The 10,362-nt window shown below is 58.6% G+C and carries 11 protein-coding genes and 1 pseudogene; 5 read left to right on the top strand and 7 right to left on the bottom strand.

The genetic code is table 11. From position 1 onward, the window contains the following. Positions 1 to 173 precede the first annotated feature (173 nt). Positions 174 to 668 (bottom strand): Hcp family type VI secretion system effector, encoded by a 495-nt coding sequence (locus tag N018_RS08835; protein WP_025389357.1) that lies wholly within the window; start codon positions 666 to 668, stop codon positions 174 to 176. Positions 669 to 775: 107 nt separating this feature from the next. Further along, positions 776 to 1,058, bottom strand: a pseudogene (locus N018_RS27980) (SOS response-associated peptidase family protein); the annotation flags it as partial. A 166-nt stretch (positions 1,059 to 1,224) separates the two neighbouring features. On the opposite strand from N018_RS27980, the gene N018_RS27985 reads away from it, so the two are divergent. From N018_RS27985 to N018_RS08855, 3 genes are all read left to right on the top strand, one after another. Then, positions 1,225 to 1,335: a hypothetical protein gene (locus N018_RS27985; protein WP_229631454.1), complete on the top strand. Its 111-nt coding sequence runs from the start codon at positions 1,225 to 1,227 to the stop codon at positions 1,333 to 1,335. 386 nt (positions 1,336 to 1,721) lie between these two features. Further along, complete coding sequence (gene dusA / locus N018_RS08850) at positions 1,722 to 2,741, top strand: tRNA dihydrouridine(20/20a) synthase DusA (RefSeq protein ID WP_025389359.1); 1,020 nt, start codon at positions 1,722 to 1,724, stop codon at positions 2,739 to 2,741. Positions 2,742 to 2,846: 105 nt separating this feature from the next. Then, positions 2,847 to 3,278: a universal stress protein gene (locus N018_RS08855; protein ID WP_024646101.1), complete on the top strand. Its 432-nt coding sequence runs from the start codon at positions 2,847 to 2,849 to the stop codon at positions 3,276 to 3,278. A gap of 10 nt (positions 3,279 to 3,288) precedes the next feature. Here the strand turns inward: N018_RS08855 and N018_RS08860 are convergent, their stop codons facing one another. Genes N018_RS08860 through N018_RS08875 form a run of 4 tightly spaced genes read right to left on the bottom strand, consistent with a single transcriptional unit; the run spans position 3,289 to position 7,923 of the window. Next, positions 3,289 to 3,753 carry a response regulator gene (locus N018_RS08860; protein ID WP_024646102.1) on the bottom strand — a complete coding sequence of 155 codons (465 nt, stop codon included), beginning with the start codon at positions 3,751 to 3,753 and terminating at the stop codon, positions 3,289 to 3,291. Then, entirely contained in the window at positions 3,750 to 6,077 is a 2,328-nt protein-coding gene (locus N018_RS08865) for an ATP-binding protein (RefSeq protein ID WP_025389360.1), read from the bottom strand. Before N018_RS08865 ends, N018_RS08860 begins: the two co-directional genes overlap by 4 nt. Beyond that, positions 6,074 to 6,742, bottom strand: a complete 669-nt coding sequence (locus N018_RS08870) for a response regulator (protein ID WP_024646104.1) — start codon at positions 6,740 to 6,742, stop codon at positions 6,074 to 6,076. The genes N018_RS08865 and N018_RS08870 overlap by 4 nt, the downstream gene beginning before the upstream one ends. Then, positions 6,739 to 7,923 (bottom strand): sensor histidine kinase, encoded by a 1,185-nt coding sequence (locus N018_RS08875; protein ID WP_025389361.1) that lies wholly within the window; start codon positions 7,921 to 7,923, stop codon positions 6,739 to 6,741. Before N018_RS08875 ends, N018_RS08870 begins: the two co-directional genes overlap by 4 nt. Before the next feature lie 191 nt (positions 7,924 to 8,114). Here N018_RS08875 and N018_RS08880 point away from each other — a divergent pair, with 191 nt between their 5' ends. Beyond that, positions 8,115 to 8,639 carry an SgcJ/EcaC family oxidoreductase gene (locus N018_RS08880; RefSeq protein ID WP_024646106.1) on the top strand — a complete coding sequence of 175 codons (525 nt, stop codon included), beginning with the start codon at positions 8,115 to 8,117 and terminating at the stop codon, positions 8,637 to 8,639. A 78-nt stretch (positions 8,640 to 8,717) separates the two neighbouring features. Here the strand turns inward: N018_RS08880 and N018_RS08885 are convergent, their stop codons facing one another. Beyond that, on the bottom strand, positions 8,718 to 9,254 hold the full coding sequence (locus tag N018_RS08885) for an RNA polymerase factor sigma-70 (protein WP_024646107.1): 537 nt from the start codon (positions 9,252 to 9,254) through the stop codon (positions 8,718 to 8,720). A 316-nt stretch (positions 9,255 to 9,570) separates the two neighbouring features. Here N018_RS08885 and N018_RS08890 point away from each other — a divergent pair, with 316 nt between their 5' ends. Further along, the gene (locus N018_RS08890; RefSeq protein ID WP_025389362.1) at positions 9,571 to 10,329 is read left to right on the top strand and encodes a thioesterase II family protein; all 759 of its coding nucleotides are present in this window, start codon (positions 9,571 to 9,573) and stop codon (positions 10,327 to 10,329) included. Positions 10,330 to 10,362: the final 33 nt, after the last annotated feature.

Genomic DNA, 10,362 nt, shown 5'->3' on the forward strand with positions numbered 1-10,362 from the left:
AGGTATTGCTGTAGCGATTTCGATTTTTATCCAGTGCGTAATTTATCTGGCCTGTTCTAGGAGGGAAGCTGTAATAACCTCTGTATTGTTTGCGGTTGTACTAACTGTTTATTGGTGATCGGTATGCCCGCTTCATAGCTAGGCGGGCTTGCCAAAATTCATAAGTTTGAATTTTATGCGAATGGCTTATTCGCAGTCCTGTCCCATCCGCCTGAAACGATCCCTGCGTTCCCTCCGTCGGCCCGACGCTGCTGTGAATATTCGAATTTTATTCGCCCATAATTAAGGGTGATCTGTTCTATAGGAAGACCTGCGTGTTCGGCACCATTTCCGCTAACGCTAGATATCAAAACTTGTTCTAGGACTATATCCAAATATTTAAATTTCTCAGTCCCTGCTCGGTGTACACGGATAGTCACTTTATTAATATGCGATCCACGGCAGCATAACTCAAATAATTTTGGCGTTGCTCTGTCTATATATTTACTCACTCTAAAGTCGCCTAGGGTCACGCCCCCAGCACTTGCGCCGCCGCTAGAACTGGCGGTTGTACTGATCGACTGAACAGCGTCGTAATGGTAAGACAACAGCTCTACCCAGCCCTTATGGGCGTCGTCCAGAGACTCGCCTTCTACGCCGTCCACCTGCATAAATGCGTCGAAAGACATATCAGCTTCCTGCTTGAAAATTGAGGGCTTAGCCTAACTTATGGAGCCCGTCGATTGCCAGCATGCTTTAAACCGGCGTCTGGAGTGATAGCTGCAAATACTCCGTTTCATTTAGGCCGCGTCGCTGTCGGACGAATCAGACCCTGCCCTTGATTCCGCACGTTGCCCACAGCCTTGCCAACCTTGTACCACTCGAACTCGTCAACTGGCGTGCAACATTCCCGCGCAATCTCGGCTGCACGCGCAGGGTCAGTTGCATAGTCAGCCCATTTGCGGGCCGAGCACTAAAAGTCGCCTGTCATGGATGTCGACCATCCCCTGATCACTGGCGGCGGTTATGATCACGAATCCGTCGCCCTCGTGGGGCTCAAGACCTGGATGAACGTAAGCGCTCCATGAACCCCACATTCAACGCACTCAATTGATACCGGATGCTGTGCTCCCGATTTCTTTCTGGAGCCCATTCGCCATGATGTGACCCGACGTCAAGGTCGAAAAAGTCTATCTCTACCCCAAGCCCGTCGACTTCCGAAAATCAATCGATGGCCTGGCCGCGCTGGTCGAGTTGGATATCAAAGTTGCAGTATTCGATTCGGTGCTTTTCGTCTTCCTCAATAAATCCCGCAACCGCGTGAAAATCTGTAAGCGCTCCACAAAACCCATCTAGCCAAAGATGGTCGGCGCGTTTAGGAATGCAATTGAAGCGTGCCGTCTTGCCCAGTGGGCGAGCCTTCTCGTACTCATCAAGGCATCGGTCGATTATCTGCTTGATGCTGATGGCTTTGCGGTGTTTCCGGTCTATACGCTCGATCACACCCGGGGCGTTTAGCTCTGCTTCATGTTTCTTGATCCAGGCTTGGGCAACCCGCATACGTTCGAAAGCCTGCCTTTCCTGTTAAACTGCCCGCCATCCCAAACAACCCGTATATGCACCGTGAAACCGGTGGTTTCGCCTCTGCGTTTACGTGCTGTCACCATGCCCGCATCGAATGGCTACATTTCCAGCAAACGAACAAACCGGGCTAAAAACAGCTGCACTCAAGATCACTACACATGACACCTGAAAGCCTTGAAACCCCTGTAACCATTGGCCAACCAGCCGCAATGCTATCCCGACGCTTCTCCGTCGCACCGATGATGGACTGGACTGACCACCATTGCCGCTACTTCATGCGTCTGCTCTCGAAGCACGCATTGCTGTACACCGAGATGGTCACCACCGGTGCCTTGCTGCACGGCGACCGGGAGCGGTTTTTGCGTCATGACGAGACCGAGCATCCGCTTGCGTTGCAGTTGGGCGGCAGTACGGCGACGGACTTGGCTGCGTGTGCGCGGCTGGCTGAAGAGGCGGGCTATGACGAGGTCAATCTGAATGTCGGCTGTCCGAGTGATCGGGTGCAGAACAACATGATCGGTGCGTGCCTGATGGCGCATCCGGAGTTGGTCGCGGATTGCGTGAAGGCGATGCGCGATGCGGTTGGTATTCCGGTCACGGTCAAGCATCGGATCGGCATCAATGGCCGTGACAGCTATGCCGAGTTGTGTGATTTCGTCGGCAAGGTGCAGGAGGCCGGTTGCCAGAGTTTTACTGTGCATGCGCGCATCGCGATTCTGGAGGGGCTGTCGCCTAAAGAGAATCGCGATATTCCGCCGCTGCGTTATGACCTGGTTGCGCAGTTGAAGACAGACTTTCCTGATCTGGAAATCGTCCTCAACGGCGGCATCAAGACGCTGGAGCAGTGCAGTGAGCATTTGCAGACGTTCGATGGGGTGATGCTGGGCCGCGAGGCTTATCACAACCCGTATCTGTTGGCGCATGTGGATCAGCAGTTGTTCGGCAGCACGGCACCGGTCATCAGCCGTTACGACGCGCTGGAGTTGATGCGGCCGTACATTGCGGCGCATATCGCCAGCGGCGGCAACATGCACCACGTCACCCGTCATATGCTCGGTCTCGGTCTGGGTTTCCCTGGCGCGCGGCGCTTCCGTCAGTTGCTGTCGGTTGATATCCACAAGGCGGAAAATCCGATGCTGTTGCTGGATCAGGCGGCGGCGTTTCTGCAAGGTCATTGATTGCACGCAACGGCTGCTGATCTGGATCAGAAGAGCCGCTTTTTCCAGTAGCGGCGTTGCTGTGCTCGGGCTATGTTGTGGGCATAACCCAATAAGGAAATGCCCATGCACAAAGTCCTGGTTCCTTTCGACGGCTCGGAGCACGCGATGCGTGCCTTGGGCTATGTCATTGAGCTGTCTGGCGATCTCACCAAGCCGCTTGAGGTGCACGTGCTGAACGTGCAGGCCAGCCCGATCGATTACAGCCTTTATCTGGCACCGGACATGATTGAGGGCGTCAAGGCCGGCCTGACCAATGAAGGCAAGCGGGTGCTGGATGATGCGGTGGCGTTGCTGACTGCTGCTGGTGTGCCGTTTCAGGCGCATGTCGACTTGGGCAACGTGGCCGAGCAGGTCGAGGCCGAGGTGCAGCGGCTTGGTTGCGATGCCGTGGTGATGGGCACTCGCGGGCTGGGCAACTTCGGTGGCCTGCTGTTGGGCTCGGTGGCCACGCGAGTGATCCATGAAGTGTCAGTGCCCGTGACGCTCATTAAATAAGGTATGCCCCTCACTGCTGCGCAGGCACGCGTGTCTGGCGCAGCAACTCGATGTTTTCCGGTGGCACCAGCTTGCGCAGGGATTTGTACAGTGCGCGGGTTTCCAGCAGGTTCCAGATGCGCAGCATGGTCTCCAGTGCATCCAGCGGCTTGCTGATGAAGTCCCGTGCGCCCAGTGCCAGCGCGCGCAGGCGTGTGTCGCGGGTCGCATCGGCAGTCAGGACCATGATGGGCAAATAATCATTGGCCGGAATGCGGCGGTTGAGCTGTTCCAGCACCGCAAAGCCGTCAAACTCGGGCATGTGCAGATCCAGCACCACCAGGTCCGGCTCGAAGCTGTTGAACAGGTCCAGCGTGCGCAACGGCTCGGTGCTGCTCAGCACATTGGTCAGCCCCTCCCGGGCGAGCAGTTGTTCCATCAGATCGAGATTAGGCCGCTGGTCATCAATGATCAGAATGCGGAAGTCTCCGGTCATAGGGGCTCCGGTAAGTAGTGGTCGAGGAGGGCGAGGAACACCGGCACCTGGATGGGCTTGGTCAGAACGGCTGTAGCACCGGCGTTTTTCAGCTCGCGTTGGGTGCTGTCACTGGCATCGGCGGTGATCATCAGCACCGGTGTGTTAGCGGTCGCCGGCAAGCGTCTCAGGCGTTGCAACACTTCCAGGCCTTTGATATCCGGCAGGTTTAGGTCCAGCAAAATCAGCTGCGGTGCATGTTGACGGGCCAGATCCATTCCCAACTGCCCCTGCATGCTCGACAGCAACTGGATGCCCGGCCTGCGCTGCAACAGGGTTTCGATCAGCGCCATGCTCGACAGGTTGTCTTCGATGCAGAGCAGCTTGCCATGCCATGCCGGTCGTGCAGGAGGGCGCGGTGCAGGCAGCAGGTCGGGTTGGCGCTGCGTCGGCAGGGCGGCTTTCTGCACCTGCACAACGGGCAATTCCAGCGTGAACCGGCAGCCTTCGCCCCGCACGCTGTGCACCGACAGGTCGCCGTGCATCATTTCCAGCATGCTTTTGCTCAGCGCCAGCCCAAGCCCGGTGCCTTCCACGCTAGGATCGGCGTTGAGTCGTTCGAACGGCTTGAACAACTGATTGAGAAGTTCTGGCGCAATTCCGTAGCCGCTATCCACCACGCTCACAGCGACCCGCTCCGCCGATTGCTCGACTTCGATGCGCACCTGACCGTTGGGTCGGTTGTACTTGATGGCGTTGGACAACAGATTCAGTAACACCTGAATCAGACGCTGACGGTCTGCGACTACGCCCAGTTCGTCGGAGAGTGGCGGCAACGCCTGTAATTCGATAGTGGCATCGGCGGCCATCGGCGAAACCAGCACTAACGTTTCCTGAAGGACGTTCGACAGCTGCACCGGTTCCAGGCTGAGGGAAAGGTGTCCGGCTTCGATTCTGGCGATGTCGAGCACTTCGTTGATCAGTTTCAGCAAGTGTTGACCGGCGCGCATAATATGCCCGACTTGTGGGCGCTGACTGGCAGGCGAGTCCATCTCCAGCAATTGGGCGAAGCCCAGAATGGAGTTCAGCGGTGTGCGCAGTTCATGGCTCATGCGCGACAGAAACTCACTTTTCGCCCGGCTGGCGCGTTCGGCTTCTTCACGCGCGGTGCCCAAAGCGATTTCAGCAACGCGACGATCACTGATGTCTCGGGTGATCTTTGAGAAACCGCGCAGTTCATCATTGCTGTCGTATTGCGCCGTGATCACCACGCTGGCCCAGAAACGGCTACCGTTCTTGCGCCGTCGCCAGCCCTCTTCGGTGTATCGTCCGTTGACCGTGGCTTCGTTCAGCGCCATTTCCGGGTGTTGCGGACACTCCTCGGGCAGATAAAAAACCGAGAAGTGCTGACCAATGATTTCCTGTTCGGTGTAACCCTTGATGCGCTCGGCACCTGCGTTCCAGGTGATGACATTGCCGGTGCGGTCCAGCGCAAAAATGCCGTAATCCTTCACACCTTCAATGATCAGGCGCAAACGCTCTTCGTTGTCGCGCAGCGCTCGTTCGCGTTCGGCCAGTAACTGACCGGCTTCAACCAGTCGAGTACCAAGCTGGCCGATCTCGTCTTTTTCAGGAGGCTGCGACAGCAAAGGTTGTCCGAGGGCCAGGCGCTGGGCATTGCGCTGCACCTGATGAACCCTGGCCACGATACCTTTGGACAGCATCAGGACGGCGAGAATGGCGCCGAATATTCCGCAGGCGGCGGCCAGCAGGGTTGAGCGCAGCAGGTGTTCCCGATTGGCCGCTGCCGCTTCGGTACGCTCAGCCAGCAACGCGTCTTCGCGCTCGCGCATGACGCTGATCCGCTCGCGTAACTGGTCGAGCACGTATTTGTTCTCGATCAGGATGCTGGAAACGGTCTCCTGGCCCTTCAAGCTCAGCGAGCGGAGTTTTTCCAGGCCGTCGACCTTGGTGCGGATAAGCGGCTCGATGGCTTTCAGGTGATCGCGCATCTGCTGATCACGTATGTTGGCATCGAGGCGTACCAGCGCCGCCTCGATTCTGGGCTGGGCGTTGATGTAGCCGGGCAGAAAGTCTTCACGACGGGTCAGCAGGTAGCCGCGTACGCTGGCTGCACCTTCGGCGATCTGGGTATGCAGCGTCTGAATATCGCCCTGCACCAGCAACACCCGGCGCACGTCTTCTTCTGCCTGCGCGGTCTGGCGTTCAGCGATATAGATCAGTATCAGGGAAAACATCAGCATCGCCAGCGGCAGGGAAATCGCCACCAATGCCTTGCCGCGCAACGGCAGGTCTTCCCAGTGACTGCTGCCGGTGGCTGTCATCGCCAGTCGCTCGTCGACTGGCTCACCAGGCCTAACGCTATGCCGCGCACAGCGGCCTGGGTGCGGTCCGAAGCGCCCAGCTTGCCGATGACTTTTTCAACGTGTGCCTTGGCGGTGCCGGTCGTGATACCGAGCTTTTCGCCGATTTCCCGATTACTGAAGCCGCCCGCAACCAGCCCTAGCACTTGGCGTTCGCGAGGGGTCAGGGCTTCCGGTGTGCTTGCGCCACTCGTGTTGCGCTCGGTCATGCGTCGCAGCAGGCGGGCACTGACCGCACTGTTGAGGGCTTCTTCGCCGCGTGCCACGCGTTGCAGGCCGGCAATCACTTCATCGCGGCTCGCGTCCTTGAGCAGATAACCCACCGCCCCCGCGCTGATCGCGGCCTCCAGGTGATCGGTGCTGTCGTCCATGGTGAAAATCACCACTTTCAGGCCGGGCATGCGTTGTTGAAGAATCCGCGCAGCGCCCAGCCCGTTGAGCACCGGCATGCGGATGTCGAGGATCGCAATGTCCGGTTGCAGCTCCTGGCACAGGTCAATGGCTTGCTGGCCGTCTGCCGCCTGGCCGACGACTTCGAATTCTGGATGGCCCGCCAGCAGTGAGACGAATCCGGTGCGGGTCACCTCATGATCGTCTGCCAGAACCAGTCGCACGGTCTGAGTCATGTTATTGCCTTGTCTGCGGTAAAAGGGACGAGGGTGCGCAGCCGGGTGCCGCGTCCGGGACGGCTGATGCAAGTCAGGCGGCCGCCCAGAAGGCTGGCGCGTTCCTGCATGGCAATCAGGCCCAGCTTCTGGACGCCAGCGCCGTTGAGTGGTTTCTCGGCGACGAAACCACGGCCGTTGTCTTGCAGCCTTAGTGAAATGTTGCCGTCACTCAGTTCCAGCGCCAATTCTACGCTGCTGGCGCTGGCGTGTTTGAGCACATTGTTAATGCCTTCCTGAGCAATGCGAAACAGAGCGATTTCCAGATGACTGGGCAGGCGTGTCAACGAGCGCGACGTCCATTGCACGGCGATTCCCGCTTCACGCAGGCGATCAGCTTCCTTGTCGACGGCCTGCCAAAGGCCGAAATCATCTAGCACGGCCGGTCGCAGGCCACTGATCAACTGTCGTCCTTCACCGACGCAATGCTGCGCCAGTTTGAGGATGGCTTGCAGGTCGGCGTCCAGTTGCGCTGGCAGCTCCGGGCAGCGACCGGCGAAACCCTGCAAGCGCTGGTGCAGGCCGGCGAGGGTCTGGGCCAGGCCGTCATGCAGGTCGTAGGCCACGCGTTTACGCTCGTCCTCTTGTGCGGTGAACAGTTGGCGAACCAGTTGCGACATGGTTCTCTCGCGGGCAACCAGCGCTTCGAGCAGGCGGTTGTTCTCCAGATGCGCGGCGAGCAGGGTGGCGAGCAGCTGCAGGGATTCGATGTCTTCGTTGTCGGGCGCGCTGATGGCGACGCTGTTGGCCAGCAGCAGGGTACCGAACGAGCCATCGTCAGCCCCGCGCAGTGGCAGCAGCAGCACGCAAGGCATGTCGGTGCCGGGCCGTTCAAGCCATTGCGGGCCAATGGCCAGAGGGTCGGCAGCTGTTTCAAGGGTACTCAGGCATTCGGCACTGCCATGGCTGGCGGTTTTCTGCACCCCGTTGTCGGCTCCCCATTCCAGCAGCAAACCGTGATCCATGGCCACGAACGCGCAAGCGCGCTGCAACACGCGCTGGCGCATGGCTGTGGGTGGCAACTGGGTAAGTTCCTGGCCAGTGTCGACCAGCAACCGAAGACGTGCTGCACGACTTTGCGACTGGCGATACTGGTTACGAATGGCCAGCGCGCTTGCCGGATCGTGTGGTGGGCTTTGCATGGAGACTCCAGCAAGGGGTGATGGCCGCGCGGGCCCAACATAAGTGGCGTTATTAGAACTGTATCAGGAGGCGAAGCCCATCTGCCGATTGGCATACACAGATAACCCCGGTTGGCCGATGGCGGGGAGAGGCGCGGCGGGCAAAGTGGCACTCACTGAATCCCTGAACAGATCCCCGTAGGAGAGTAGCGATGAAAACGAAATTGACCGCCCTGGCCCTGATGCTGGCTGTGAGTGCACCGATGGTTCAAGCTGCTGCCGAGCCGTCCGGCTACACCTACCGCATGGTGGCCGAGACGCCGAACAACGTGAACGACAAGGAAATCGCCGGTCTGTTTGATCGCTGGAACAAGGCCCTGCAAACCGGAAACTCCACTACCGTCTCATCGTTGTATGCGTCGGACGCGGTCCTGCAGCCTACTGTCTCCAACAAGGTGCGTGCCACTCCTGCAGAGATCAAGGACTACTTCGATCACTTCCTGGCGCTCAAGCCGGTCGGCGAGATCAACTACCGGGAGATTCGTCGCCTGGGGCCTGATGCCGCAGCGGACAATGGTGTTTACACCTTCACCCTGACAGCAGCGGACGGCAAGAAGACTAAAGTGCAGGCGCGTTATTCGTTCCTCTACCACCGCGTCGGTAACGAGTGGAAGATTCTCAACCACCACTCTTCGGCGATGCCGGAAGTGCAGCCTGAGTATCAGGTCAGCCGCTGATCCATCGTCTAAAAGGCTGAAACAAAAAATCCGGAGCCATGGCTCCGGATTTTTTTCGTCTGCCTGAACTGCCTGGGGTCAGGCTTCGGCGCTGGCACCGTTGACTTTGCGGCAATGAATCAGCGCATCGCGGATCATGAAGTTGACCAGCGTCGGTGACACACCCAGTTCCTTGGCGATGTCCTTCTGCGGTACGCCGTGCAGGCGATACATTTCGAACGCATAGCGCGTACGCGGCGGCAGCTCGCTCAGGGCATCGGCAATCTTCTCCAGGCTGGTGAAGTTGATGTGCGAGATCTCCGGTGATGCACCCTGAATCACCACATTCAGCCCCTCGGCCTCGGGGCCGGTGTATTTCTGCTCCAGCGCCTGCTTGCGGTAATGATCAATAGCCAGGTTGCGTACGATCTGAAACAGATAGCTGAGCTGAGCCTTGAAGGTCAGCGTGGCCTGCGGCGCGGAACGCAATCTGAAGAACGCATCCTGCACAACGTCTTCAGCGCGCGAACGGCAGCCAACGATGCGGGCGGCGATCTTGACCAGCAGCAGGTAGTTGTCGACAAATGCCTGGAGTAAGGGTGAATCGCACTTGCCTGTGAATACGTGTTCCGTCATGGAATTCACCTTGCTACAAAGTCTATGGGGGGAGGGCTGCATGAAGGAGCAGCGCTGTCACATGGGGCAACAAATTAACCTTAATGATAATTATTGTCAAATGCGAAAGCAAATCAGCGCACTTTAAAAGGGTAGGCTCGCGGGTCTCGTGCTCGCAACGGGTACCTCTCCCTAATTATTTGCAGACGCCATCCGTTCTCATGGGTGACAGGCCCGACCACGGTTGCGGCCAGGGAAAACCTCAGGAGAACCCTATGCGTTTCGATCATGCGCCTCGGCGCTTTTACATCTGCGCTCACAGCTGGACGGTTTTTTTATGAGCGCGCCCGTGAGCCTGACGCTGTTCTGCCTGCCGTTTTCTGGCGCGAGCGCGATGTTCTACAGCCCTTGGCGCCGTAAAGTGCCCGAGTGGCTGAACGTGCGACCGCTGGAGCTTCCTGGTCGTGGCATGCGCATGGATGAGGCGTTGCAAACCGACATCGTGCAACTGGCCAGTCAACTGGTTGACGAAATCAGTGCCGAGCTGGACAAGCCTTATGCGCTGTTCGGTCACAGTCTGGGTGGGTTGCTGGCCTTCGAACTGGCGCATGCGTTACGAGATCGGGGTCTGCCCCCGCCGTTGGCGCTGTTTGCCTCGGCTACCGCTGGCCCGGCGCGCCGCGATGTCAGCGAATACGCGGTCGCCAAGACCGATGAGCAACTGATCGCCCGGTTGCGCTCACTCAACGGCACCAGTGAAAACGTCATCGGCAACGAAGAGCTCATGCAGTTGATGCTACCGATCCTGCGCGCCGACTTTTTGCTCTGTGGCAGCTTCGTGTATGGCGAGCGCGAACCACTGAGCGTGCCGATCCATGTCTTTGGCGGCAAGCAGGACCGCGTCAGCGTCGAGGAGCTGCTCGACTGGCAGCAGGAAACCTGCACCGGCTTCTCGCTGGACATGTTCGAAGGTCACCACTTCTACCTGGTCGACGAACAAGCGCAATTGCTTCGCCACTTGCGGCGCTACTCCGAGCAGCATCTGGCCCGCTGGCGCAACAGCGTGTCGCGGCAGTTGAACCGGGCCGCCGGTTGACCGTTTTTGCCTCAAGCGCACCCGCTCTACAGC

It is taken from the genome of Pseudomonas syringae CC1557 (assembly GCF_000452705.1).
In the GTDB taxonomy this organism is placed as follows: Bacteria; Pseudomonadota; Gammaproteobacteria; order Pseudomonadales; family Pseudomonadaceae; genus Aquipseudomonas; species Aquipseudomonas syringae_F.

Bases quoted from the DNA above. Each gene is read 5' to 3' on its own strand.
- N018_RS08875 (WP_025389361.1), bottom strand. From the start codon at position 7,923: ATGCAAAGCCCACCACACGATCCGGCAAGCGCGCTGGCCATTCGTAAC.
- N018_RS08865 (WP_025389360.1), bottom strand. From the start codon at position 6,077: ATGACAGCCACCGGCAGCAGTCACTGGGAAGACCTGCCGTTGCGCGGC.
- N018_RS08890 (WP_025389362.1), top strand. From the start codon at position 9,571: ATGAGCGCGCCCGTGAGCCTGACGCTGTTCTGCCTGCCGTTTTCTGGC.
- N018_RS08885 (WP_024646107.1), bottom strand. From the start codon at position 9,254: ATGACGGAACACGTATTCACAGGCAAGTGCGATTCACCCTTACTCCAG.
- N018_RS08870 (WP_024646104.1), bottom strand. From the start codon at position 6,742: ATGACTCAGACCGTGCGACTGGTTCTGGCAGACGATCATGAGGTGACC.
- N018_RS08855 (WP_024646101.1), top strand. From the start codon at position 2,847: ATGCACAAAGTCCTGGTTCCTTTCGACGGCTCGGAGCACGCGATGCGT.
- dusA (WP_025389359.1), top strand. From the start codon at position 1,722: ATGACACCTGAAAGCCTTGAAACCCCTGTAACCATTGGCCAACCAGCC.
- N018_RS08880 (WP_024646106.1), top strand. From the start codon at position 8,115: ATGAAAACGAAATTGACCGCCCTGGCCCTGATGCTGGCTGTGAGTGCA.
- N018_RS08860 (WP_024646102.1), bottom strand. From the start codon at position 3,753: ATGACCGGAGACTTCCGCATTCTGATCATTGATGACCAGCGGCCTAAT.
- N018_RS08835 (WP_025389357.1), bottom strand. From the start codon at position 668: ATGTCTTTCGACGCATTTATGCAGGTGGACGGCGTAGAAGGCGAGTCT.